Raw genomic sequence first — 23,497 nt, forward strand, 5'->3', positions numbered from 1 at the left:
GGCCATGATTAAGGGCACACGTATTGCGCTGCTCGGACTGGGTTTGATTTCCGGCTCGTTGGCCAAGGCCTTGAAGGCGACGTCGTGGCGGGGAAGCATTGTGGCCTGGGGTCCGCGTGAACCCAGCTTGAAACGGGGGCTGTCGCTGGGTGTAATCGACGAGTACACCCTGGATTTGGAGGCCGCATTGGACGGTGCGGATATTGTTGTCGTCGGCGCCCCGCCGGCGGCGACGGCCTCGGTCTTGAACGCTGTCTTTGTCGCACTCAGGAAAAATGGGCAGACACCGGTGGTTACCGATCTGGCCAGTATTAAAGGCCATATCGTGGCGCAGGCACCGACCGATTACCCGGGGTTTGTCCCCGGGCATCCGATAGCGGGATCAGAGCATTCAGGCGTGTCGGCGGCACGGTCTGAACTTTTTGCAGGGCGCGAGGTTATTTTGACCCCGCTGGCGACCACCGACGAGTCGGCAACGTCCGAGGTGGCCAATCTTTGGCGCATGACCGGTGCGCGAGTTACTGAAATGGCGGTCGACGCGCACGATGCAGCCCTGGCGGCAAGCAGTCACTCGCCGCATATGATCGCGTACGCACTGACCATGGCGCTGTCGAAAGACGGCCTGGCACCTATTGAGCATGGCGGTGGCGCTCTTCGCGATATGACTCGGATAGCGGCCTCTGATCCCGTGATGTGGCGCGATGTCGCCCTGACCAACCGCGACGCGCTACTCGCCGCGATGGCTGCCGTTGACGGCGAGCTCAATCAGCTTCGTGAACTCATCTCTACGGGCAGTGGTGAAGAGCTCGAGCGCTACTTCGCCCATTGTCGCGAGGTGCGCCGCGGTTATGATCGGATTCTCAACCCAATGCTTGAACCGCGGGAGCCGGCATCATGAAGTTTATCATCGAGCCCGGCGGCACGATGTCCGGAACACTTCGGGTACCCGGTGACAAGTCAATGTCCCACCGCGCGATTATGCTGGGTGCATTGGCGACCGGAACCACGCGGGCAACGGGGTTTCTCTCGGGGGATGACGCGCTGGCGACGGTGGCTGCATTTCGTGATCTTGGGGTCTCCATAACGGGCCCCGATGATGGTGTTGTCAGTATCGAGGGCGTGGGATTGCACGGTCTTTCGGCGCCAGCGAACAACCTGGATATGGGGAATTCCGGGACCAGTATTCGCCTGTTGAGCGGGATATTGGCGGGCCAGCCTTTCTCCAGCGTCTTGTCGGGAGATGTCTCGCTGCAGCAGCGGCCGATGGGTCGCATCATCACTCCACTGTCATTGATGGGCGCCATGATTACTGCTGCGGATAGCGGCAGGCCGCCGCTCGAGATCGCCGGGGGGCAAAAGCTGCGCGGTATTCATTACGATTTGCCGATGGCGAGTGCTCAGGTCAAGTCCTGTGTGCTACTCGCTGGCTTGTTCGCTGAGGGCCGGACGTCGGTTACGGAGCCTGCGCCTACCCGTGATCACACGGAGCGGATGCTTCGCGGCTTCGGCTATTCGGTGCACACCGAGAATGGCGTTATCAGTCTCGAAGGGGGGGGGAGTCTGCGGGCGACTCGACTGGATATTCCCGCAGACATCTCGTCCGCCGCGTTTTTCATAGTGGGGGCCGTTATCACCGCGGGTGCTGATATTACCCTTGAGCATGTGGGCATGAACCCTACGCGCGTAGGCGTGATCAACATCCTGCGTCTTATGGGTGCGGACATCGAGGTGTTTAATGAACAGGAGGTTGGGGGCGAGCCCGTTGCCGATCTCCGGGTGCGTCACAGTGCGCTGCGAGGCATTGAGATTCCGGTAGAGGAAGTCCCGTTGGCGATCGACGAATTCCCTGTTTTGCTCATTGCCGCCGCGTGTGCCGAAGGGGTGACTACCCTGTCTGGCGCTGAGGAACTCCGAGTCAAGGAAAGCGACCGCATAGCCAGCATGGCCGAGGGTCTGACGATACTCGGTATCCGTAATGAAGTGCGTGAGGACGGGATCGTGGTTCATGGCGGTGAGCTGGGTGGTGGCTCGGTGCGCACTTTCCATGACCATCGAATTGCAATGAGTTTTGCCATTGCCGGGCTCCGTGCTAAGGAGCCGATTGAAATCCTTGACTGTGATCACGTGGCCACCTCTTTCCCCAATTTCGCGGCACTGGCGCAGGAGGCAGGCTTGGGGCTGCGCATCGAATCGTGACAACCCGGGTTCCCGTCATTTGTATTGATGGGCCCAGTGGCGCGGGCAAAGGCACTATCTCGCAGCGGCTATCGACGCAGCTGCACTGGCATTTGCTCGATAGCGGCGCCTTATATCGGGTTGTTGGACATGCCTGCACACTGGCTGGTGCAGCCTGGGATGATGTGCCCGCGGTCACCGCAATTGCCCGTAATCTCGATGTGGCATTTTCCTCCACCGAAGCGGGGGTCGCGGTTGCACTTTCCGGGGAGGATGTCACCGATGCGATCCGCTCGGAGTTTGGCGGGCAGGGCGCCTCGGCAGTCGCCGTGATTCCAGAGGTACGTGAGGCGTTGCTGGCGCGCCAGCGGGAATTCGCGCGTGCTCCCGGATTGATTGCCGATGGCCGGGATATGGGCAGCGTTGTATTCCCCGATGCGCCACTGAAGATCTTCCTCACCGCGAGCGCTGAGGCTCGCGCTGAGCGACGCCAGGTACAGTTGATGCAACGGGGCGAAAGTGTTAGTCTCCCGCGCCTTCTTGGAGCCATCCAGGAGCGTGACGCGCGTGACAGCAATCGCGATGCTTCACCCCTGGTGCCCGCAGATGACGCTACCACCATTGACAGCACGCGATTGTCAATTGATGCAGTGTTGTCTCGGGTGCTGAATGAAGCGGCCTCAAGAGGCTTGGTAGAGCGAACATCCGAATAACGGCCACACCCCGCGGAACGTCGCCTGATTGAAATAGACCCGGTTGGTTTGGAAGCCGGTATGGGCACGCAGCCCTCTTTTAAATAGGTATTTTTAATGAGCGAATCCTTCGCCGAGTTATTTGAGGAAAGCCTCAAAACCGTAGAAATGGAGCCCGGATCGATAGTTACGGGCGTCGTAATTGATATTGACAACGAATGGGTCACGGTTCACGCCGGATTGAAGTCAGAGGGCGTTATTCCTCTCGACCAGTTCACCAACGCCAATGGTGAATGTACCCTGAACGTGGGTGATGAAGTTCAGGTTGCTCTCGAGACCGTCGAAGATGGCTTTGGAGAGACCAAGCTGTCCCGGGAAAAGGCCAAGCGTGCCGAAGCCTGGAAGCGACTGGAAGCTGCTCACGCCGCTGACGAAGTGGTCACGGGTATTATCAATGGCAAGGTCAAAGGTGGCTTTACCGTTGATATCGATTCGATTCGTGCGTTCCTCCCCGGTTCGCTCATTGATGTGCGCCCGATTCGGGAAACGGCACATCTCGAAAACAAAGACCTTGAATTCAAGGTGATCAAGCTCGACCAGAAGCGCAACAACGTCGTGGTATCGCGACGCGCAGTTATGGAAGCGGCTAACAGCGCGGAGCGCGAAGAGTTGCTGGAGAGCCTGCAGGAAGGTATGGCCGTCAAGGGTGTGGTCAAGAACCTCACCGATTACGGTGCTTTTGTTGACCTCGGCGGTGTCGACGGTCTGCTGCACATCACCGATATGGCGTGGAAGCGCATCAAGCATCCTAGCGAGATTGTCGAAGTTGGCCAGGAACTCGACGTTAAAATTCTGAAATTTGATCGCGAGCGCAATCGCGTATCACTGGGCCTCAAGCAGTTGGGTGAAGATCCATGGGTTGAAATCACCAACCGCTATCCGGAAGGCAGCCGTGTCAAGGCGCGCGTCACCAACCTGACCGATTACGGTTGCTTTGCCGAAATCGAGGAAGGTGTCGAAGGTCTGGTCCACGTCTCAGAGATGGATTGGACCAACAAAAATGTGCACCCCTCGAAAATCGTCCAGCTGGGTGATGAAGTCGAGGTCATGGTGCTCGATATCGATGAGGAGCGACGTCGCATTTCTCTGGGTATCAAGCAGTGCACCCAGAACCCATGGGATGCGTTTGCGTCAGAGCACAGTAAAGGTGATCGAATTTCCGGCACCATCAAGTCGATTACAGACTTCGGTATTTTCATTGGCCTCGAAGGCAATATTGATGGCCTCGTTCACCTGAGTGATATCAGCTGGAACGAAGTCGGCGAAGAAGCGGTCCGAAACTACAAGAAGGGTGACGAAATCGAGACCGTTATTCTTTCCATTGATCCAGAGCGCGAGCGGATTTCGCTGGGCGTTAAGCAGCTTGAGGAAGACGCATTCACGCTCTACCTCACCGATAACGACCGCGGTTCGATTGTCGTCGGTACGGTTACCGAGGTCGATGGGCGCGGCGCGTTGATCAAGCTGTCGGATGAGGTGGACGGTTACCTCAAGGTGTCTGATCTGGCCCGTGAACGCGTTGAAGACGCACGTTCGGTATTGAATGTGGGTGACTCTGTCGAAGCGAAGATCATCAGTGTCGACCGGAAGACTCGCGCGCTCGGTCTGTCGATCAAAGCGAAGGACATGGACGATGAGAAAGAAGCGGTCCAGTCGCTGAAGCAGCAGGATGAAGTGTCCTCACCCGGTACCATTGGCGATCTGATCAAGGCGCAAATGGAAAACAAGTGATTCGACGTTTTTCCTCTGAGGCCCGCTGATGCGGGCCTTTTTTTTGCCCGAGGACGGGTTCAGAGCGTCGCACTTGTTGAGTGGGCTGCTGTCAGGCGCCCGAGTCGGCCAGCATCGACATGCACGCCCGGTAAAGCTATTTTTGCCCCAAAATATCCATTTAAATGAATGACTTGCGTTTGTTTTACAGCCGTTAGAGAATGAAGGTCCCGCGTCTGAAAACAAACAATCATGACCCGTAGCGAGTTGATAGAGCTAATTGCGTCACGCCAGACGCAACTGAGTCCCAAAGATGTGGAACTCTCCGTGAAGTTGATTATTGATCACATGGCGGAAGCGCTGGCGAGCGGTGAGCGGATCGAGATCAGGGGCTTTGGTAGCTTTTCGCTGCATTATCGAGAGCCGCGCAAAGGTCGCAATCCAAAGACCGGCGATACCGTTGAGTTGAGCGGCAAATACGTGCCGCACTTCAAGCCCGGTAAGGAATTGCGTGAGCGCGTCAATCGCTCGCTCAAGGCGGGGTTCTGAGCGTGGGTGTGTTGCGTTTGCTGGTTACCTTTATCTTGGTCCTCTGTGCTGTTGCCGCGGGCGGACTTTTCTCGCTGCAAAATACGCAGACGGTGCCGCTGGATCTGTTATTTGTTCAACTTGGTCCACGCACGATATCCCTGTGGCTGCTACTCAGCCTCCTCATTGGCGTGGTGATGGGTATCCTGGGTGCCAGCGGATTGCTGCTCGCTCAGCGCGCACGACTCAGCCGGCTGACGCGACAAAAAGCACAGTTGACCCGGGAGCTCGACAGTTTGCGCAGGGTGGGGATTACCGAGGGTGAGTGACCCCGCGTTGCTGGGACTATTTTTTGTTGCTGTAGGTCTGGGTTGGTTGCTGGGACGTGGCGGAATTCCCGGTGTGGCCCCCCGATCGCTATGGCGCGCGTCGCTGCCGTCCCAGTATTATCGTGGCCTCAACTTTCTACTGGACGGCAGTCAGGATAATGCCATCGACGCTTTTACCCGAGCACTCGAGGTCAATTCAGAGACCTTTGATACCCACATCGCGCTGGGTAACGTATTGCGTAGGCGCGGTGAGGTGGAGCGCGCCATCCGCATACACCAGAATTTGCTGGCACGTCCCAGCCTTCCTGCTGCGCAGCTCCATCTGGCTCATCTCGAGCTCGCACGGGACTATATTTCCGCCGGTTTGTTCGATCGTGCGGAGCGGCTTCTCCTCGATCTGGTCAGTGAGTCGGGCAATCACCGACGGGTAGCTCAGCGACATCTCATAGAGATTTATGAAGCCCAGAGTGATTGGGACTCGGCGCGAGAGGTTGCCGAAGCATTGCTTCCCAAAAAGACGCTGCTCACGCAACCGGCGGTGGAGGCTGATGAAGTGGGCCAGCCGGTGAACCTTATTCTTGCGCACTTCTGCTGTGAGCAGGCAGAGAGCCCGCAGGAGATGGGCGATTTATCAGCGGCCAGGAAGTTACTCGATCAGGCGTTGAAATACGATGGCGATTGCGTTCGGGCATCGATGATGCTCGCGGACATCGAGTTCAGGACCAGTAATTTTTCCCGCTCATTGAAGTTGCTGAAGTCGGTTCAGGATCAGGATGCTGATTTTGTTCCCGAAACGGTTCCCGCGCTAAGAGCCTGTTATAGCGCCATCGACAAGCGGCCACAGTTTCGCAACTATCTTGAATCCTGCTTCAGGGCGCGGCCTTCGACAATGCTGGTGTTGGCCATTGCCCAGGAGTTAAGCGATACCGAATCACCGGAGAGTGCCAAGCAGTTCCTGCGCGAAAGCTTGCGGGAGAAGCCCACATTGCGCGGTCTGGCGATGCTGATGTCACTGCACGACGCCGATGAGGCGGGTACCGATGAGGCGCTGGAGGTGGATATTATTCAGCGTCTGGTGAGTGCCCGTTCACTGTATCGATGCCAGCACTGTGGTTTTAAAGCTCAGCAGTTGCATTGGTATTGTCCCGGTTGCAAGCACTGGGGAACCATAAAAGAACAGGGCGCGCTGGGAGAATTTGTTCATGCTTGAAACCGATTTGCCCGGCACGGGTCAATCGCCGCTGATTGTGGCGCTGGACTACCCGGAGCCTGATGCGGCGCTTGCTATGGCGCGGCGACTCGATCCACGGCTGGTTCGTGTAAAGGTGGGTAAGCAGCTGTTTACCCGCGCCGGGCCTGCCCTGGTCACCCAACTGCAATCACTTGGGTTTGGCGTTTTTCTTGATCTCAAGTTTCACGATATTCCCAATACCGTCGCCGGAGCCGTGGCTGCTGCAGCAGAGCTTGGTGTTTGGATGGTCAATGTGCATGCGTCCGGAGGAGCGCGGATGATGCGTGCTGCCCGTGATGCGCTTACGCACTACCAGCACCCACCGTTGCTGGTGGCGGTAACGGTATTGACCAGCATGGGGCCGGAGGATCTCGCGGAACTGGGTATTACTCGATCTCCCGCGGATTGTGTCCGGCACCTCGCCCAGCTGACCGCAACCTGTGGTCTTGACGGTGTTGTCTGCTCTGCTGAGGAGGCGGGGCTGTTGTCTGAGTGTACGCCACCCGAGTTTCTTCGCGTGACTCCGGGGATTCGTTTACCGGGAGATGATGCCGATGACCAGCGGCGGGTGGTCTCCCCTCGAAATGCTATCGATGCCGGAGCATCGCACCTTGTCATGGGGCGCTCGATCACCGGCGCTCGCGATCCGGCGCAGGTCGTAGACAGCGTCCTGGCATCGATAGCGATCGGCTAGTAGCAAAAGCGCCCCGTGATCTGCTCCAGCGCCAGTCGTTTCTCTAAGGTTGCCCCTGAGCCCTGTGTGCTCAACCGCTATCCTAATTGGAGAAATCACTATGCAATCTTTACCCGTTCTACCCCATCACTTTTCGCGCCTCGTCGGCTCGTTGTTTCTGGCATTGGCGTTACTGTTGGCCGCCGATTTCAGCTTGGCCGAGGATTTGCCTGTCAATATCAATACCGCGACGGCAGAACAGCTGTCAGATGCCCTGAAGGGCATTGGTATGAGCAAGGCTGTGAAAATCGTTGAGTATCGCGAGGCCAATGGTCCCTTCGAGCATATCGATGAGTTGTCTGAGGTCAATGGAATTGGCGAGTCCACGGTGGACAAGAATCGACAGATTATCGTTCTCGATTAAGCCAATAACAGTCGAGGCGCCCCGATGATAATGCTGACGGGTGCCTCGGGTTACATCGGTAAAGCGCTTTTGCAGAGGCTGATTGCGCTGGACAGAGAGGTAGTGACCGCGGGTCGAGTATCGATAGCGGAGAACATCGAACACCGCCCCCTCGATTTGTTGACCGCCACCTTGGATCGCGATCTATTCTCGGGTGTGGATACTGTCATTCATTGCGCGGGAGTGGCTCATAATCGCGGCACCGTTGACGATTATCGGCGAATCAATGTTGATGCGACCATTGCTCTGGGTCAGAGTGCGGTAGCGTCAGACTGTCGTCACTTTATTTTTCTGAGCAGTCTGAATGTGGTCCCTGTGACTTCGGGGGATGCCGCGGCTTCGCCCCATGATTTACCAAAGCCTGCGAGTGCCTATGCCGAATCGAAGTGGCACGCAGAGCGTCAGTTGATACAGTGCTTCGCCCATTCAGGCTGCGATCTGACCATCGTTCGTTCTTCACTGGTCTATGACCGCCAGTTAGTGGCGAATCTGGACCTGCTTCAACGCCTGACTCGCTGGTTGCCGGTTGCACTCCCTGATGCGGGATCGCGCATGATGATTGCCCGTCCTGACCTCGTCGATCTCCTTGCACTGCTAGCCCATCGACCTCGGTCGCCCGCGGCTGACCTGACTCAGGCCGATAGCGCCTCGACGGTCAGGATTATTGTGGCCGCTGATGGCGAGCGATACATGTCAAAACGAATTGGGAGTGCCCTCGCCAGCCGTGCGCAAATCCCGGTACCTCAGATGTGCTGGCGATTGTTTTGCCCCTTGTGGGATGTATTGCGGGGCGTACCCGCCGGCACGACCTGGGCGGCTGTTGGGAGCGATCATTGGGTCGGTGCGGTGGATTCGCCTGAAGACTGGCAGCCTCGGTATACGCTCGAAGCACTTTTGGCGCCGGGAAGGTATTAATGCTGCTGCTTTGCGGGTCGGTTTTTGCGGTGACTCTCATACTGTTGTTGGGCTATGGGGTGGTAGCGCCCCGTTTTGGTCTGATTGACAGCCCCAATGCCAGAAGTCAGCACCGCCACCCCACTGTGGTTGGCGCGGGCTTCGCTGTTGTCATGGGTATCACAGGTGGTGTCCTCGCCCTTGAGTCCGTGGGAATTCATCCCTGGCCCCAGTCGCAGTTGCTGATTGTGGTCGCACTGCTGTTGTCCACTGTGGGTCTCGTTGACGATCGATTTCACCTACCCGTGTGCTGGCGCCTGTTGGTGTTTTTCGCTGCAGCCGTTGCCGCTGTAGGTGTTCAGTCTAATCCCTTGGTCATGGGGTGGATGAGTGTTTTTGTGGTCGTCGCCCTGGTGTGGGTCATCAATCTTTTCAACTTTATGGATGGCTTGGACGGGTTTGCGACCTTGCAGGCGCTCAATGTGGCTATTGGTATGGGGTTGCTCGCATTCTTTGGGCCTGTCGCAGCCACTGATTTAGCGGCAGCCAGCGCAGTACTCGCCTCGGCGCTGGCTGCTTTTTTGTGTTTCAACTGGCCGCCGGCACGAATGTTTATGGGTGATGCCGGCTCGATAGCCATCGGCTTCCTACTCGGCGTTCTCGGCCTCAAGGCGTTCGAGGAGAATCTTGTGCTGGGTTTGGCATGGGTCATTCTGATGATGCCTTTTCTGGTCGATGCCACTGCAACGTTATTCCTGCGTTTATCTCAGGGTTTGATGCCGCATATTGCACATGCGGACCATGCTTACCAACGCCTCGCCCGGCGCACAGATTCACCGTTGTTGGTCAATATCGGTTTGCAGTTAATGCACTTGTGTTTTCAATTCCCTTGCGCTGTTGTCGCGGTTATCAAGCCTGAATGGGCACCTTTTTTGGTAATTTTAGCGACTGTCCCAAGCCTTGTGTTGCTGGCCTATACCCGGCGATCGACGTAGACTTAAGGGTCACTGAGAGCGCCATTGTTAGCGCACAGTTCAACCAAGGAACGGGTGACAGACATTTATGGTCGATAATTTCAGGTCGCGTATTTCCCGTTCCAGTGGACGCTTGCGTGGCGTCGGTCGACACGAAGACCGCCAGCTCCGTTATGGGGTTCGCCTGAGCTTTCTGTTGCTCTGTGATTTGCTTGCTGTACTCGCATCGCTCGCTGGCGCCGTGGGCATTGGTGCCGGTCGGCCCAGCTTGCCGACGACCGAGCTTGAGGTCGTGGTTGGTCTTGGCTTGCTGGTCGCCAGCGGCATTATTTTCGTGCGCCAGGGCCTCTACCGCGCGCTGATACGCTATATGGGTCAGCAGGCGGTGTGGGACCTTGTGTGGTCTACAACCTATTCGGCATTGGTTCTCAGCGCGATGATGCTCGTCACCCGGGTAGACGTTGCCCGCACCACGCCCTTTGTTTTCTGGTTATTGCTCTTTTTCACGATGGGGGGCATTCGTCTTGTAACCCGCGCCTGGCACCAGAGCAGCGCCCGTCAGGGGGCGCGTAATGTGGTGGTTTACGGCGCAGGTGAGTCGGGAAGGCAGTTATTGCATGCCTTGAACCACGGTACCGACTATCGCGTGGTGGCGTTTGTGGATGACGACGTGCGCTTGCACACGTCAGTGATTAACGGTCGCCCCGTGATCGGGCACAAAGATCTCGAGGACGTGATCATTGAACATGACGTGGCGCAGGTGTTACTCGCAATACCCTCGGCCACCCCGGAGCGACGCCGGGAAATCATCAATTCGCTGGTGGGGATGCCGGTTCATGTGCGGACCGTGCCAAAGATTTCCGAACTGGTTGCAGGTCGTGCCAGTGTCAATCAGATTCAGGACGTGGATCTTGATGATTTACTCGGTAGAGAAGCGGTGCCCCCGCAACCGGAACTCATCGATCGCTGCATTACCAATAAAGTCGTCATGGTTACCGGAGCGGGTGGCAGTATTGGCTCGGAATTGTGCCGCCAGATCGCCGAATCCTCTCCCCGGGAATTGATATTGCTCGACAGTTCTGAATACGCGCTTTACACGATCGAACGTGAGATCCGGGAGTTGAACCAGCGTTGCGATTATCGCTTCCCCGTAGTGACTCTGCTGGGCTCGGTTCGAGACGAAAAGCGGCTCGAATCGATTTATCGCACCTTTGCCGTGGAGACGGTTTATCACGCCGCGGCCTACAAGCATGTACCCCTCGTCGAGTACAACATCTCCGAAGGTGTAGCCAACAACGTTCACGGTACCTGGTGCGCTGCGAAGGCAGCCGCCAGTGCGGGTGTAGAAACTTTTGTGCTGGTTTCGACCGATAAAGCCGTGCGCCCCACCAATGTGATGGGGGCCTCGAAGCGGTTCGCTGAATTGGTTTTACAGGCCCTGGCGCAGACGGACCTGCCGACGCGTTTCTGCATTGTCCGGTTTGGTAATGTGCTGGGTTCCTCAGGTTCGGTCGTCCCCCTGTTTCGCCAGCAGATCGAAAAGGGTGGGCCGCTGACGGTGACCCACCCCGAGGTTTCCCGTTATTTCATGAGTATTCGGGAGGCGGCGCAACTGGTACTTCAGGCGTCGGCGATGGGCACGGGTGGCGATGTTTTTGTGCTTGATATGGGAGAGCCGGTCCGAATCGTCGATCTCGCCAAACGAATGATCAGGCTGAGCGGGTACGATTTGGGCACTGAACTCACGGCATCGGAGCATATTGATATCGAATTTATTGGTCTCCGCCCCGGTGAAAAGCTCCATGAAGAGCTGCTACTGGGTACCTCGGTCTCGGGTACGGGTCACCCAATGATCATGCGCGCCGAAGAGGACTCGCTGTCTTACGATAGTCTCAAGCAGTCTGTCGATGAGCTGCTGGAAGCCTGCAGTATGATGGAGTGTGGCCGAATCACCGAGATACTCAAGCTCCGCGTCGACGGCTTTTCCGGACATGAACCTCGGTACGATTACGTGTGGGTGAAGCGTGGCCGCGCCGGTAAACGGGTCCGCCGCCCGTCGGAGCCAAGCACAGTGACTGAATTCCCGGTTCAGGGTAAAGCCTCTATCCCCACCGTATAAATCGAGCGCGAGTACACCTGCCGTGACTGCCTATGACGTGTTTAATGGTGATGCCGATGGCATCTGTGCGCTGCTGCAGTTGCGACAGGTCGATCCCCGTGATGCAACACTCGTTACTGGCGTTAAGCGTGATATAGCGCTACTGCAACACGTCTCCGCGACGACCGGTGACCAAATCACCGTGCTTGATATATCACTGGATAAAAATAGAGCCGCACTGATTGAGATTCTCGAGGTGGGCGCAGAAGTGTTTTACTGTGACCACCATTATCCCGGTGAAATACCCGAACACCCCAATCTTAGGGCGCTGATCAATACCGCACCTGAGGTGAGTACCAGTGCCTTGATCAACGGCTCACTCAAGGGCGCCCGGGCGCCGTGGGCCGTCGTCGGTTGCTTCGGTGACAATCTCAATGCGACCGCGAACAAACTTGCGAAAACTATTGAGAAGCCGGTAGACCTCAATGCCTGGCGCGAACTGGGCGTGCTTCTGAATTACAACGGGTACGGAGCTACAGTTAGCGATCTGCATTTTGATCCCGGCGAACTGTTTAAGCGCCTTCTGCCACACCCATCTCCTGATGATTTTCTTGCTCAAGATGCTGCGCTTTTTGAGACGCTTCAGGGGGGTTACGAAGCGGATATGGCCAGTGCTGAATCGTCGACAAGAACGGTTGAAGATCAGGCGATCGCTGTCATTGAACTTCCCGATGAGCCCTGGTCGCGGCGAGTGAGTGGTGTCTATGGCAATCACCTGGCCAATCTCTGCCCGGGTCGCGCCCATGCGGTGCTCACCCATCGGCCGGGTGGGTTTCTGGTTAGCGTTCGTGCGCCTTTGAATAATCGACAGGGTGCCGATGAAGTCTGTCGTCAATTTGATACCGGGGGCGGGCGCTCGGCGGCAGCCGGAATCAACCACCTGGCCGAGGCGGATTTAAATCGCTTCGTCGATGCCTTGCGCGCGCAATACCGCTGATTGCCCGATTGGCTGTTCCGGACCATCGACGTATTGGCGTTAGCGATGAGCAGGCTGCAAGGCCTCGGGCCAGCGATCAATCACTTTTGGCGGCCTACACAAAAGGGGCTTTTTGCAATCGCGCTGGGAGGAAGTGATTTACTTAGTCCCTGCTATAGGCGCGTCATTGGTGAAGACTTGAGGAATAAGTTTTTTCTGCCTCACAGGCGTTGACCGCAGCTTTAGGTATTATTGGTTGCAGGAACTACGGTGAGTGTCCCAGGCGGTTCTCCATACGCGCCACGCCGAGCCAGAACAGCTCATCGTTGGTGTAGCCTGTAATCCGGTCTACTTCCTTGCCATCGATGATCTGGATAAAGGTCGGCGTACCGAAAACAGGGCCAAGCTCTTCGTACGGCAGGTTATGATGTCCCTCACGCCATTCCTCAATAGTAATTTTCGTCAGCGGCATGGCCTCAGCGAGTGCCGTCTTTCCATAAATCGGGCCGACTTCGGATTCAAACTTCTGGCAAGCGCCGCACTGTTCCGAAAAGACCAGCAGTAGCTGCGCTTCGCTGGAGTGGGCGTCGATGGCCATCAGGACCAGGGTGAGGATTGGCAAGATTCCCAGATGAGATTTCATAACTTGATGTAGGCAAAGCCATCGTTGAGTTGCCGGTCGGTAAGTGCTGCTACCCCTGATCGGACCGTCTCCACCCCGAGGCTGAGGTCATCTTCGGTTTTGTTGAAGGCGTCCAGTGTATTGAGACACGCGAATAGCCGAATATCCTGTGCCAGCAATTGTTCGAGTTGCGCGCTGAAAAGTCCGCCGTTCTCGTCCTTGCTACCGTCGATCAGGGCGTGAACCGCACCCGCCACCATGATGACGTGAATCGGCAGCCCGGGCGCTGCCTCTCGCTGTCTTTCAATCTGTCGCAGTGCCCGGTTCATGTGCTCAAGCTCATCAAGGTGTACGGCAACGCCTGGCTTTTCAGCGGACGCAGGTATTGCCGCCACTAGCAGTAGGGTGAGTAGCAGTGGATTCATCAGGCGCAGCAGTAGTCGGTTTCCTGGGGCCATCTCGATTCTCCTCGGTGTCGCTATTCGGCAGAAGCCCAGCTTACCTAACCCGTACCGCCCCATCGACGAAAAAAGCGGGGCGCATTGGACTGATTTGTTATAAAAACCTTTATGTTATAAACATATATCTATTTGTAATATAAAGCCAGATGCCGTTTAATGGGAACAGGATCTTGCGGCAAACAGGATAAAAAGGAGTGGCAGGTGTCGACAGACAATAAGTTCAGCATGGGACATATTCGCCCCGCACCGGAATCCTTTCTTGACCGGGATTTGATTGCAGACGTGTCCGCCAATGGCGTCAATAGTACTCGCCGAGGGCTGTTACGCGGCGCTCTTGCCGGTGCGCTTGCCGCTGTAGCGGCACAGGCGACCGCCAGACCCGATGATCCCGCGATTGTTGAGCCCGCACCCTGGTCCACCCGACTCGGCAACCCAGTCTTAACCAACCCCTACGGTCAGCCCTCGCGCTTTGAAAGCGCCACGATTCGTCGACAAAGTCCGGGTCTCACCCAGACCGACGAGGCCAGCGTTTCATTTACGCCTCTACAAAGTACATTTGGAATGATCACCCCCAGCGGCCTGCACTTTGAGCGGCACCATCAGGGTTGGGTAGACATCGATCCGCGCCAACACCGCTTGATGATTAACGGTCTCGTGGACACGCCCATGGTGTTTACCATGGAAGACCTGATGCGCATGCCCAGTGTTTCCCGCATGCATTTTATTGAATGTGGAGCCAATACCGCTCTGGAGTGGGGGAACTCCGCAGTTCCTACGGTGCAGTACACCCACGGTATGTTGTCCTGCTCGGAATTTACCGGTGTGCCGCTATCGCTACTGCTCGAGCGCGCAGGCTTCGACCTCAAGCGGGCTACAGTGTTGCTCGCTGAGGGAGCAGACGGATCCAGTATGACCCGCACGATTAACATTGAAAACGCCCTCGACGATGCCATGGTTGCCTACGGTATGAATGGAGAAATGCTCCGCCCCGAGCAGGGATATCCCCTGCGATTGGTGGTTCCCGGTGCTCAGGGTGTCTCCTGGGTAAAGTGGCTGCGCCGCATCGAGGTTGGCGATGCGCCCTATGCCACCAAAGATGAAACTATCCATTACGTCGATCTGATGCCCGATGGCCAGTTGCGCCAATACACCTCCATCCAGGAAGCCAAGTCGGTGATCACCAGCCCCTCGGGTGGCCAGCGTTTGATGAACCAGGGTTACTACAACGTCTCGGGACTGGCGTGGAGTGGCCGGGGAACAGTGACCAAAGTAGAAGTGTCAACCGATGGCGGACGTCATTGGCAAACCGCGCGGCTCGAAGGGCCGGTGCTGCCCAAGGCACTGACGCGATTCAATTTTGACTGGACCTGGAACGGCGAGGCAGCGTTATTGCAAAGTCGAGTAACCGATAGCACCGGATACATACAACCGTCCAAACCTGAATTGAAGGCAGTGCGAGGTACCCGATCGATCTATCACAACAATGCCATTCAGACCTGGCGAGTCATGCCTTCCGGGGAGGTGGAAAATGTCCAACTGGGTTAAAGCAATGGCGTTGTCTTCGGCACTCGTCGCTTGTGGGGCTATGGCGGGGAGCACCGATGTGGATGCCATTGCCGGTATCGGTCGTGAGGCAACCCCCAATGAAATCAAAGCGTGGGATATCGATGTACGCCCTGATTTTCAGGGATTACCTCCCGGTCAGGGCTCAGTCGAAGAGGGTGAGTCGATCTGGCTGGAGAAATGTGCGGTTTGCCACGGCGATTTTGGCGACTCGAATGAGATCTTTTCGCCGCTTGTGCTGGGCAATATCACTGCCGAAGACATAGAGACCGGCCGGGTGGCTTCGTTGACGGATCCCGGTGTAGTCAGAACCACCCTGATGAAGGTCAGTACGGTTTCGACCTTATGGGATTACATTTATCGGGCGATGCCCTGGAACGCCCCCAAGTCGCTGGCGCCCGATGAGGTCTATGCGCTGGTCGCTTATCTGCTTCAGCTCGCGTACGTGGTGGACTACGATTTCAGCCTCAGTGATGAGAATATCGAGGACGTCCAGGCCATCATGCCCAACCGAAACGGCGTGACTACGGATCACGGATTGTGGTCGGTGGATGGTGAGACCGATGTCATGGGTAGTGATTGCACGTCCAACTGTGTCGTGCCACTCGAAGTAACCTCCTCAATTCCCGATTACGCCATGAATGCGCATGGTAACTTGAAGGATCAAATGCGCGATTACGGACCTTTCCCCGGAATTCAGACGGCACCGGAAAATGCGCCGGTTGATGTCGATGTTGATCCGGTCACGGCGGATCGAGCAGTTCCGGAGGCTGCCTTGCAAAGTAACGGTTGTTTAGGTTGCCATCGTCTTGACAGTAAGTTGGTCGGGCCATCATTCGCAGCGATAGCCGAAAAGTACGCCGGGCAGCCCGATGCTGCCGATTACCTGGCATCCAAAATTCGTCAGGGGGGTTCCGGGGTTTGGGGAAGCATTGCGATGCCTCCAATGCCGCAACTGGCACCCGAGGCCGTGGATGAAATTACCGACTGGCTTGTGGCCAGATAACACATTGAAAGCGTTAAACGAGGAAATGTCATGAATCAAACTGAAACTTTTGGACCCATTGGGCGGAGGCAATTCCTGCGCGCCGGTGCGGCCTTTGCCGCGTTGGCCATCGCTCCCATCAAGTTATTGGCATCGATGGTCCGGCCAGAGGGGGCCTTCCAGGCGACGACTGTCGAGGCAACACTGGCTGAACTTGGAATGCAGCCTGTTGAGAGCAGCGATATTGTATTGGAAACCCCCAATATCGCTGAAAACGGAGCGGTTGTGCCGGTAACGGTGACCAGCTCGATACCCAATACGTCACGCATTTTCGTTATGGTCGAAAAAAATCCCAATCCACTGGCTGCCATCTTCGATATTCCCGAGGGCACCGAAGCGAGTGTCCAGACGCGGGTGAAAGTGGCCCAGACCTGCCTGCTCTACGGTCTGGTGGAAGCAGATGGCAAGCTGTATATGACAACAAGAGAAACCAAGGTCACCCTCGGTGGTTGCGGCGGTTAAAGGAGAGAGATAATGGCGGGAAGAATTAGAATTCGAGCACAAAAGCAGGGTGAGTACACCGAAGTGAAAGCGTTGATGCGCCACCCCATGGAAACCGGAATGCGCAAGGATGCAGCGGGGGAGCCAATACCGGCACATTTTATTACCGAGGTCGCTGGTAAGCATGGCGAAAAGGTAGTGATGAGTGCACAGTGGGGGGCCGCGGTGTCGCAGAATCCGTTCCTCGGCTTCCGCTTCAAAGGTGGAGAGTCCGGCGACGAGGTGTCGGTGAGTTATATCGACAACAAGGGCGAAACGGGCTCAGGCAGCACCAAGATCCGGTAGTGAATGCCCACGCCAAAACTCCCAAGAGGTCGTTATGACAACTAGAAAAGTACTGATTGCGGCGCTGGCAGTAGTCGTCCCGATAGCCTCGGCGGTCGCCGATGGCGGTGTCTTTGACGAGTACCGCGAGATGATGGGGGACGATAACCCCGCCATATTTGTCATCGAGGAGGGCGAGGAATTCTGGTTGCAGGAGTTGGGTCCCAAGCAGGTATCGTTGGAGACCTGTGACCTCGGCCTGGGCCCTGGTGTGGTGGCGGGCGCCTACGCTCAGCTGCCGCGGTACTTTGCGGACACCGATCAGGTGATGGATCTGGAGTCTCGACTGGTCCACTGCATGGTCGAGCTGCAGGGTCGTGATCCGGAGGACGTTCATGCCAAGCCCTACTCCTTGCGCGGCGATATGGGTACAGAGATCGAGGCACTGGCGGCGTGGATCGCGGATCAGTCCTCCGGTGTGCCGATTGCACCGGGGCAGGATCAGCCGCAGGAGCGGGCCATGTATGACTTGGGGGAACAGCTGTTCTACTACCGTGCAGGACCCCATGATTTCTCCTGTGCTACCTGCCATGGGCAGGACGGCGCGCGTATTCGACTACAGGCACTGGGTAATCTTGCAAAACACGAGGACGCCGCGTCGGCCTACGCGAGCTGGCCCGCTTATCGTATTTCTGAGGGGGTGGTGCGCACCATGGGATGGCGAATGCGCGACTGTTTTCGTCAGCAGCGCCTGCCTGAATTGATCATGGGTTCTGAGGCCAGTGTAGCGTTGCAGATGTATCTTGCGGTGAATGCGGCGGGCGCGCCAATGTCGGCTCCCGGACTCAAGCGGTGACTATTATGAAAATAAAGTGGGCAGGTCTGCTGGCGGTTACGCTCGTGCCAATCATGGCGGTGGCGGACCAGACTTATGACGTACTCTCCCAATCCATGCGAGCTAAGAATTCGGTATCGATGGATCGCTTAACCCAGGATTCATTGCAGGCGTATTGCAGCAAGCCACGTGATGAGGCGAATTACTCCACAGCGGCGGCGATTCGCGAGAGCCGGCTGGCCGCGATAGCCATGCCAGCAGATGGCGTGTTTGTGGGTGATTGGCGTCAGGGCCACGACGTTGCCAACAATGGCAGAGGGCTCCAATACAGCGATGACCCTTCGCAACCCAACGGCGGAAATTGTTATGCCTGCCATCAGCTCGATCCCCGGGAAGTGGCGTACGGCACCATTGGCCCGTCGCTGACCAACTACGGTGCTCGAGGCCAGTCTGACGTGATGCTGCGTTATACCTGGACCAAAATCTGGGACACCCATGCTTACAACGTGTGTTCCCACATGCCCCGGTTTGGTGCCCAGGGCATTCTGACCGAGCAGCAGATCAAGGATGTTATGGCTTATTTAATGGACCCGGATTCGCCGGTGAATCGTCCTGTCGAAGAATAAGCACTACCTGAGAAAAACAGAGAGGTGACTGTGCAGCGTCGTGAATTTAATAAAATGCTGATGCTGGGGGCCGCTGCTGGTCTGGCCTTACCCACGCTCGGTAGGGCTTCGGCTTCAGCAGGCAACGCCTACGATGTTCCGCGATTCGGAAACGTACATCTGCTCCATACCACGGATATCCATGGCCAGTTGAACCCCATCCACTACCGCGAGCCCAGTGTCAATATTGGCATTCATGCCGCTCGAAACCGACCGCCGCATTTGGTCGGTGAAGCGCTGTTATCGCAATTCGGGATTGCGGCTGGCAGTCGTGAAGCACACGCTTTTACCTATCTCGATTTTGTCGGTGGTGCTGAGCACTTCGGAAAAGTAGGGGGGTTTGCGCATCTGGCGACGCTGGTGAAGCGTCTCAAGGCCAATCGCCCGGGCGCACTCCTACTGGATGGGGGCGACCTGTGGCAGGGGTCAGCGACCGCGTTGTGGAGTCGGGGACAGGACATGGTGGATGCCAGTAAGTTGCTCGGTGTCGATGTCATGACCGGGCACTGGGAGTTTACTCTGGGCGCCGATCGCGTAACCGAAATTATTGAGAATGACCTGGCCGGCCAGATGGATTTTGTAGCCCACAATGTCAGTGATGCCGACTTTGGTGACCCCGTATTCGAGGGGCATACCCTGCGCGAGATCAATGGAGTACCTGTCGCTATTATCGGGCAGGCCTTTCCTTATACCCCGATTGCCAACCCCGGCTATCTGACCAGTGGCTGGACGTTCGGTATTCAGGAGCGCGAACTCCAGCGCAAGATTGAATCGGTTCGCGCAGACGGTGCCGAGGTCGTCGTGTTGCTCTCGCACAACGGTGCGGATGTTGATTTGAAGCTCGCGTCCCGTGTGGTGGGGCTCGATGCCATTCTCGGTGGGCACACCCATGATGGTATTCCCAAAGCGATCGAGGTTGAAAATGCCGGCGGCATGACACTGGTCACCAATGCGGGTTCCAATGGCAAATTTGTTGGCGTTCTGGACTTTGATGTTAGGGACAAAAAGATCCGTGGATGGGAGTACCGTTTGTTGCCTGTATTCAGTGATTTGCTGCCCGCGGATCACGATATGTCAGCATTGATTGCATCGAGTCGAGCGCCCTACGAAGAACAGCTGAGTGAAGTGCTGGGAACTACCGATGGGCTGCTTTACCGGCGGGGCAATTTTAATGGCAGCTTCGATCAGGTGATCGTCGATGCGTTGATGACCGAGCTTGATGCCGATATCGCGCTATCTCCTGGTTTCCGATGGGGCACCACGTTGCTCCCCGGCGATACCATCACCATGGAGGACCTCATGGCGCAGGTGGCTATCACCTACCCGGCGACCACGCTGGCTGAGCGTTCGGGCGCTGAGATCAAGGCCATCCTTGAGGACGTTGCGGATAATCTCTTCAATCCCGACCCCTACTATCAGCAGGGTGGTGACATGGTGCGCGTGGGCGGCCTGAAATATTCGATCGATCCCATGGCTGATGCGGGCAAGCGCATCAACGATATGGAGCTCGGTGGAAAGCCATTGACGCCAGGTGGGCGTTATCGCGTCGCAGGTTGGGCATCGATGGATCCCAATGCCGATGGTGAGCCGATTTGGGACGTATGCGCCCGATATTTGCGCTCCCAACAGACACTTCCGCCGGTTACTCCCAATCAACCCGTCATCAAAGGGATTTCCGACAATAAGGGTATCTCGGCGGCCTGATTAACCGAGTTTGGGTGGGGAGATGGTGCGTCGGGTATGTCGGCGCAGTGTTGCCGCTGTCCTCCCCGTTGGTCGGCATCCGAATGTCACAACGCGTCGTTCACCGCTTTAGATTTTGGTGGATCGCTTGTGTCAGTTACCGGTGAGCAGGGCGACATACCCGCCGGTTAAGCTTTAGATCGACCAGCGGACTGTTGGTTCCGGCTGCGGCTCTGGTGAGGATTGGCGCGTCGATGCTTGATCGGCAACGAAGGTTTTCGATAGCCCGGGTACATCAATACTGATGATATTGGCGACTTCAACAGGAAGATGGTTCAACAGCTGATTGTCGAAACGAGGCACGGTATCGAGATTGGCCCCGAGCAGTCCCTGGCTGACATAGACGAAATGGTCGTCGATTTCCGCGCTGTACGTCTCGATGGCCACGGGAGTGTCTCCTGCGGTGGCTTTGAAGCCGGCTTCGACATAGAGCGCCATAAGCGTCAATGCCTCACTCGATTCGACGTCGACTGTTACTTGCATCGCCGTAAGCAGCTCCTCGGCGTCGCTGATCGCGATGCGATGCACGATCTCGTAATGCCCCTCCACCCAAACAACATCGGTCCAGGTGACTCGCTGCTCCGCCGCGAAAAGCCGAGGCGACAGCATCACCAGCAAGCTGATCATCATCAGACTCGGTAGAGCGGTTAGGTGACGTAAGCCATACTGTTTCATAGTGTGTCCACAGGTCGCCACAAGAGCGGCAAAGAGGATTGGATTCGCGCACTGTAACGCCGGTTTGTGACACCTGTATGACAGAAATATGGCAGTTTAAGGACGGTTATTGAGGGAGTTTGGTGGCCTGAAAACAGTGATGGGATGCAGGGCTGAGAGGGACGATATGGAGCTAGCAACACTGGTTTTACAGTCGGCACCCGCGGAGCCGCCAGAGTGGGTGACGGGCTGTCTGACATCGGTCAATGAGTGGTGCAACGCCGTGGGTTACGAGCGCCTGCTCATCGGTGACGAGCTGTTCGATATCCTGCCGGGCTGGTTCCGACAAAAGACGGCTGAGCGACTGCCAATGGCGGCCGATCTGGCCCGCCTTCTGCATATTCAGCGCCTGTTGGAGTCGGGCGTTTACCGCGTGATCTGGGCGGACGCGGACACCCTGGTGCTGAATCCTCGTTGGCAGATCGAAGACCGGTTCCATACGGCTTTTGGCCAGGAGCATTGGCTCCAACACAACACGGCGGGTCGGTGGGCAATCCATCGGCAACCGCACAATGCCTTTTGTCTGTTTCGAAGTGATTCACCGGTGCTGGATTTTTTGATTTACGCGGCGACATCGATTGTGCGCCGCGCTGATGCAGATCACCTGGCACCACAAATGATTGGTCCGAAGTTGCTCAAAGCGCTGCACAATCTTGTCGACTTTGACCTTTTACCGGAGGCGGGTGCGATCAGTCCGGACCTGTTAATGGCTTGCCATACGAGTGATACCAGCGCCCTCGCGGTTTACCGTAAGTACTACGATGGCCCCCTGTATCTGGCGAACCTCTGCCAATCCCTGGCCGGCGATAGCGAAACCCTGGGTGCCCTTGAGACCGCCGTCCGTCAGCCGGAAACGTTGGCAACGCTGGGTGCGGCTGATTCCTGCGGCTGACGTCCAGCGATAAACAGGACCAGGCAGCCGACCAGGATGCCAATAGTACCTTCGTAGAGCCAGTCGTGTTGGCCCGCCAGTCGCCAGCCGAGGGCGGCCGCGAGCCCGCTGAATAACGCGAGAATGGATGCTCTTTGCGAGGTCTTTACGCCAAAGCAATGGGCAATGAGGAGCGGGGCGAACGCGCTGGCGAGTGCGGCCCATGAAAAGATGACGAGGCTGAAAACGCTCCCGGAATTAAAAAGCGCAAAGCCAAGCGCGCACAGGATAATCGTGATGGTCGTCGCTTTAAGCACCCACAAGCGTTCTTCGGTAAACGGTAGAATATCGTGGGTGACCGCGGCAGAGCAGCTGAGCACCACTGAATCGGCGGTCGACATGGTAGCGGCGAAGACACCGGCGAGAACCAGACCCACGAATACCGGGTGCAGGAGCTCCATCGCCATGGTCGGCAGTGCCAGTTCCGCATCAAAATCAGCACCGCTCAGGTAGATTCGGGACAACATACCGACCCCGGTGGCGAGCAGATAAAAAACACCGAACCAGACGTAGTACCAGACCCGCGTGGTGTTCATGTTTTTGGCGTCGTCGAGGGCAATAAATCGCACCATGACCTGCGGCTGTCCGATGACCGAGGCGCCACCGAACATCCAGCCAAGAATAAACAGCAGCAGGCCCGCAAGCCCGGGGATTGCGAGACTCGGTGGAATCCAGTCGGTGTACCCCTCAATCTGCTGCAACGAATCGGCTACCGCGCCGATACCGCCGGCTTCCCGGGTTCCTATAAAAAGAAGCAGGCCCATCGCAAAGAGCATTACCGTCGCCTGGGCAGCGTCGGTCCATATTGACGCACGGATACCGCCAGCCATGGTATAGGCAGCGACCATGACAGCACCCGCGACCGCGCCGGACCAATCCGGCCACTGCAGCAGGACATGAAGCGCCTTGCCACCGGCCAGTAACTGGGCGGAGGCGTATGTGGTCAGAAAAATCAATGAAATGATGCCAATAACACGCTGCAGCGTCGTGTAATTCTGCCCGTACCAGTGGCTGAGCACCCCCGCGTAACTGACCTCACCAGTCCGTTCAGCGGCTTCCCGGAGCCGCCGATGAATACGCGTGGAGGCAATGAAATCCCCGAGCAGCCATCCCACCATCAACCAAAACGCAGCGAGGCCAGTGGTGTAGGTAAATCCGATCACCCCGATAAACATATAGCCGCTGCTTTGCGTGGCAAAGGCAGACATGCCGATCAGCCATGGCTTAATGGTTGCGCTGGCGACGTAGTAGTCGGCTTTATTGCCGCGGCTTTTCGCCGCTGAACTCAGTCCGATGAGTGTAAAAAGCCCCAGAAAAACCAGAAACGAAAAAACAGTCATAGTTATAAGC

General features: G+C 56.8%; 25 protein-coding genes. 21 read left to right on the top strand and 4 right to left on the bottom strand.

Translation table 11 applies throughout. The features are described 5' to 3' along the window. The first annotated feature begins 4 nt into the window (after nt 1-4). The 13 genes from NOR51B_RS09120 (at nt 5) to NOR51B_RS09180 (ending at nt 12,824) form a co-directional block, all read left to right on the top strand. Nucleotides 5-898: a prephenate dehydrogenase gene (locus NOR51B_RS09120; protein WP_230198435.1), complete on the top strand. Its 894-nt coding sequence runs from the start codon at nt 5-7 to the stop codon at nt 896-898. Next, a complete protein-coding gene (aroA, locus tag NOR51B_RS09125) occupies nt 895-2,196 on the top strand; it encodes a 3-phosphoshikimate 1-carboxyvinyltransferase (protein ID WP_009019985.1) in 1,302 nt (433 codons plus the stop codon). The genes NOR51B_RS09120 and aroA overlap by 4 nt, the downstream gene beginning before the upstream one ends. Further along, nucleotides 2,193-2,888, top strand: coding sequence for a (d)CMP kinase (gene cmk, locus NOR51B_RS09130; protein ID WP_009020239.1), 696 nt, complete (start codon nt 2,193-2,195; stop codon nt 2,886-2,888). The genes aroA and cmk overlap by 4 nt, the downstream gene beginning before the upstream one ends. A gap of 96 nt (nt 2,889-2,984) precedes the next feature. After that, a complete protein-coding gene (gene rpsA / locus NOR51B_RS09135; protein ID WP_009020257.1) occupies nt 2,985-4,658 on the top strand; it encodes a 30S ribosomal protein S1 in 1,674 nt (557 codons plus the stop codon). Nucleotides 4,659-4,889: 231 nt separating this feature from the next. After that, complete coding sequence (locus NOR51B_RS09140) at nt 4,890-5,186, top strand: integration host factor subunit beta (RefSeq protein ID WP_040481981.1); 297 nt, start codon at nt 4,890-4,892, stop codon at nt 5,184-5,186. A gap of 2 nt (nt 5,187-5,188) precedes the next feature. After that, complete coding sequence (locus NOR51B_RS09145; RefSeq protein ID WP_009018951.1) at nt 5,189-5,494, top strand: LapA family protein; 306 nt, start codon at nt 5,189-5,191, stop codon at nt 5,492-5,494. Then, on the top strand, nt 5,487-6,704 hold the full coding sequence (gene lapB / locus NOR51B_RS09150) for a lipopolysaccharide assembly protein LapB (RefSeq protein WP_009019377.1): 1,218 nt from the start codon (nt 5,487-5,489) through the stop codon (nt 6,702-6,704). Before NOR51B_RS09145 ends, lapB begins: the two co-directional genes overlap by 8 nt. After that, a complete protein-coding gene (pyrF, locus tag NOR51B_RS09155) occupies nt 6,697-7,419 on the top strand; it encodes an orotidine-5'-phosphate decarboxylase (protein ID WP_009019469.1) in 723 nt (240 codons plus the stop codon). Before lapB ends, pyrF begins: the two co-directional genes overlap by 8 nt. 100 nt (nt 7,420-7,519) lie before the next feature. After that, the gene (locus tag NOR51B_RS09160) at nt 7,520-7,822 is read left to right on the top strand and encodes a ComEA family DNA-binding protein (RefSeq protein ID WP_009020693.1); all 303 of its coding nucleotides are present in this window, start codon (nt 7,520-7,522) and stop codon (nt 7,820-7,822) included. 24 nt (nt 7,823-7,846) lie between these two features. Continuing rightward, a complete protein-coding gene (locus NOR51B_RS09165) occupies nt 7,847-8,776 on the top strand; it encodes an NAD-dependent epimerase/dehydratase family protein (protein ID WP_009020738.1) in 930 nt (309 codons plus the stop codon). Further along, nucleotides 8,776-9,750 (top strand): MraY family glycosyltransferase, encoded by a 975-nt coding sequence (locus NOR51B_RS09170; RefSeq protein WP_009021205.1) that lies wholly within the window; start codon nt 8,776-8,778, stop codon nt 9,748-9,750. Before NOR51B_RS09165 ends, NOR51B_RS09170 begins: the two co-directional genes overlap by 1 nt. 67 nt (nt 9,751-9,817) lie before the next feature. Beyond that, on the top strand, nt 9,818-11,848 hold the full coding sequence (locus NOR51B_RS09175; RefSeq protein ID WP_009019544.1) for a polysaccharide biosynthesis protein: 2,031 nt from the start codon (nt 9,818-9,820) through the stop codon (nt 11,846-11,848). A 22-nt stretch (nt 11,849-11,870) separates the two neighbouring features. Further along, on the top strand, nt 11,871-12,824 hold the full coding sequence (locus NOR51B_RS09180; protein ID WP_009019007.1) for a hypothetical protein: 954 nt from the start codon (nt 11,871-11,873) through the stop codon (nt 12,822-12,824). 244 nt (nt 12,825-13,068) lie between these two features. Here NOR51B_RS09180 and NOR51B_RS09185 read toward each other — a convergent pair whose 3' ends face one another. Both NOR51B_RS09185 and NOR51B_RS09190 read right to left on the bottom strand, forming a co-directional pair. Next, entirely contained in the window at nt 13,069-13,446 is a 378-nt protein-coding gene (locus NOR51B_RS09185) for a thioredoxin fold domain-containing protein (protein WP_050759450.1), read from the bottom strand. Beyond that, complete coding sequence (locus NOR51B_RS09190; RefSeq protein ID WP_009018920.1) at nt 13,443-13,883, bottom strand: DsrE family protein; 441 nt, start codon at nt 13,881-13,883, stop codon at nt 13,443-13,445. The genes NOR51B_RS09185 and NOR51B_RS09190 overlap by 4 nt, the downstream gene beginning before the upstream one ends. A 204-nt stretch (nt 13,884-14,087) precedes the next feature. Between NOR51B_RS09190 and soxC the strand changes: the two genes are divergently transcribed. Genes soxC through soxB form a run of 7 tightly spaced genes read left to right on the top strand, consistent with a single transcriptional unit; the run spans nt 14,088 to nt 20,463 of the window. After that, nucleotides 14,088-15,431, top strand: a complete 1,344-nt coding sequence (gene soxC, locus NOR51B_RS09195; protein WP_230198436.1) for a sulfite dehydrogenase — start codon at nt 14,088-14,090, stop codon at nt 15,429-15,431. Further along, nucleotides 15,415-16,455 carry a c-type cytochrome gene (locus NOR51B_RS09200; RefSeq protein ID WP_040481982.1) on the top strand — a complete coding sequence of 347 codons (1,041 nt, stop codon included), beginning with the start codon at nt 15,415-15,417 and terminating at the stop codon, nt 16,453-16,455. Before soxC ends, NOR51B_RS09200 begins: the two co-directional genes overlap by 17 nt. Before the next feature lie 30 nt (nt 16,456-16,485). After that, complete coding sequence (soxY, locus tag NOR51B_RS09205; RefSeq protein ID WP_009021627.1) at nt 16,486-16,956, top strand: thiosulfate oxidation carrier protein SoxY; 471 nt, start codon at nt 16,486-16,488, stop codon at nt 16,954-16,956. A gap of 12 nt (nt 16,957-16,968) precedes the next feature. Further along, nucleotides 16,969-17,280 (top strand): thiosulfate oxidation carrier complex protein SoxZ, encoded by a 312-nt coding sequence (soxZ, locus tag NOR51B_RS09210; RefSeq protein WP_009020010.1) that lies wholly within the window; start codon nt 16,969-16,971, stop codon nt 17,278-17,280. Nucleotides 17,281-17,314: 34 nt separating this feature from the next. Further along, entirely contained in the window at nt 17,315-18,115 is an 801-nt protein-coding gene (soxA, locus tag NOR51B_RS09215) for a sulfur oxidation c-type cytochrome SoxA (protein ID WP_009021488.1), read from the top strand. Nucleotides 18,116-18,120: 5 nt separating this feature from the next. Further along, nucleotides 18,121-18,720: a sulfur oxidation c-type cytochrome SoxX gene (gene soxX / locus NOR51B_RS09220; RefSeq protein ID WP_009019335.1), complete on the top strand. Its 600-nt coding sequence runs from the start codon at nt 18,121-18,123 to the stop codon at nt 18,718-18,720. Between the two features lie 30 nt (nt 18,721-18,750). Further along, nucleotides 18,751-20,463 carry a thiosulfohydrolase SoxB gene (soxB, locus tag NOR51B_RS09225; protein WP_009019974.1) on the top strand — a complete coding sequence of 571 codons (1,713 nt, stop codon included), beginning with the start codon at nt 18,751-18,753 and terminating at the stop codon, nt 20,461-20,463. Nucleotides 20,464-20,637: 174 nt separating this feature from the next. On the opposite strand, the gene NOR51B_RS09230 is transcribed toward soxB, so the two are convergent. Continuing rightward, a complete protein-coding gene (locus NOR51B_RS09230; RefSeq protein ID WP_154647652.1) occupies nt 20,638-21,177 on the bottom strand; it encodes a DUF6702 family protein in 540 nt (179 codons plus the stop codon). Nucleotides 21,178-21,343: 166 nt separating this feature from the next. On the opposite strand from NOR51B_RS09230, the gene NOR51B_RS09235 reads away from it, so the two are divergent. Next, nucleotides 21,344-22,108: a hypothetical protein gene (locus NOR51B_RS09235; protein ID WP_050759451.1), complete on the top strand. Its 765-nt coding sequence runs from the start codon at nt 21,344-21,346 to the stop codon at nt 22,106-22,108. Here NOR51B_RS09235 and NOR51B_RS09240 read toward each other — a convergent pair. Next, nucleotides 22,060-23,487, bottom strand: a complete 1,428-nt coding sequence (locus NOR51B_RS09240) for a sodium/proline symporter (protein ID WP_009020480.1) — start codon at nt 23,485-23,487, stop codon at nt 22,060-22,062. The genes NOR51B_RS09235 and NOR51B_RS09240 overlap by 49 nt on opposite strands. Nucleotides 23,488-23,497 lie beyond the last annotated feature (10 nt).

This window comes from Luminiphilus syltensis NOR5-1B, from assembly GCF_000158175.1.
GTDB lineage: Bacteria > Pseudomonadota > Gammaproteobacteria > Pseudomonadales > Halieaceae > Luminiphilus > Luminiphilus syltensis.

What these genes read in the sequence shown, in the direction of transcription:
- NOR51B_RS09140 (WP_040481981.1), top strand. Translation starts at nt 4,890, where the DNA reads ATGACCCGTAGCGAGTTGATAGAGCTAATTGCGTCACGCCAGACGCAA.
- NOR51B_RS09185 (WP_050759450.1), bottom strand. Translation starts at nt 13,446, where the DNA reads ATGAAATCTCATCTGGGAATCTTGCCAATCCTCACCCTGGTCCTGATG.
- NOR51B_RS09240 (WP_009020480.1), bottom strand. Translation starts at nt 23,487, where the DNA reads ATGACTGTTTTTTCGTTTCTGGTTTTTCTGGGGCTTTTTACACTCATC.
- NOR51B_RS09175 (WP_009019544.1), top strand. Translation starts at nt 9,818, where the DNA reads ATGGTCGATAATTTCAGGTCGCGTATTTCCCGTTCCAGTGGACGCTTG.
- soxZ (WP_009020010.1), top strand. Translation starts at nt 16,969, where the DNA reads ATGGCGGGAAGAATTAGAATTCGAGCACAAAAGCAGGGTGAGTACACC.
- soxY (WP_009021627.1), top strand. Translation starts at nt 16,486, where the DNA reads ATGAATCAAACTGAAACTTTTGGACCCATTGGGCGGAGGCAATTCCTG.
- aroA (WP_009019985.1), top strand. Translation starts at nt 895, where the DNA reads ATGAAGTTTATCATCGAGCCCGGCGGCACGATGTCCGGAACACTTCGG.
- NOR51B_RS09170 (WP_009021205.1), top strand. Translation starts at nt 8,776, where the DNA reads ATGCTGCTGCTTTGCGGGTCGGTTTTTGCGGTGACTCTCATACTGTTG.
- NOR51B_RS09200 (WP_040481982.1), top strand. Translation starts at nt 15,415, where the DNA reads ATGTCCAACTGGGTTAAAGCAATGGCGTTGTCTTCGGCACTCGTCGCT.
- NOR51B_RS09165 (WP_009020738.1), top strand. Translation starts at nt 7,847, where the DNA reads ATGATAATGCTGACGGGTGCCTCGGGTTACATCGGTAAAGCGCTTTTG.
- NOR51B_RS09160 (WP_009020693.1), top strand. Translation starts at nt 7,520, where the DNA reads ATGCAATCTTTACCCGTTCTACCCCATCACTTTTCGCGCCTCGTCGGC.
- NOR51B_RS09235 (WP_050759451.1), top strand. Translation starts at nt 21,344, where the DNA reads ATGGAGCTAGCAACACTGGTTTTACAGTCGGCACCCGCGGAGCCGCCA.
- soxA (WP_009021488.1), top strand. Translation starts at nt 17,315, where the DNA reads ATGACAACTAGAAAAGTACTGATTGCGGCGCTGGCAGTAGTCGTCCCG.
- pyrF (WP_009019469.1), top strand. Translation starts at nt 6,697, where the DNA reads ATGCTTGAAACCGATTTGCCCGGCACGGGTCAATCGCCGCTGATTGTG.
- soxX (WP_009019335.1), top strand. Translation starts at nt 18,121, where the DNA reads ATGAAAATAAAGTGGGCAGGTCTGCTGGCGGTTACGCTCGTGCCAATC.
- NOR51B_RS09230 (WP_154647652.1), bottom strand. Translation starts at nt 21,177, where the DNA reads ATGAAACAGTATGGCTTACGTCACCTAACCGCTCTACCGAGTCTGATG.
- NOR51B_RS09120 (WP_230198435.1), top strand. Translation starts at nt 5, where the DNA reads ATGATTAAGGGCACACGTATTGCGCTGCTCGGACTGGGTTTGATTTCC.
- rpsA (WP_009020257.1), top strand. Translation starts at nt 2,985, where the DNA reads ATGAGCGAATCCTTCGCCGAGTTATTTGAGGAAAGCCTCAAAACCGTA.
- NOR51B_RS09190 (WP_009018920.1), bottom strand. Translation starts at nt 13,883, where the DNA reads ATGGCCCCAGGAAACCGACTACTGCTGCGCCTGATGAATCCACTGCTA.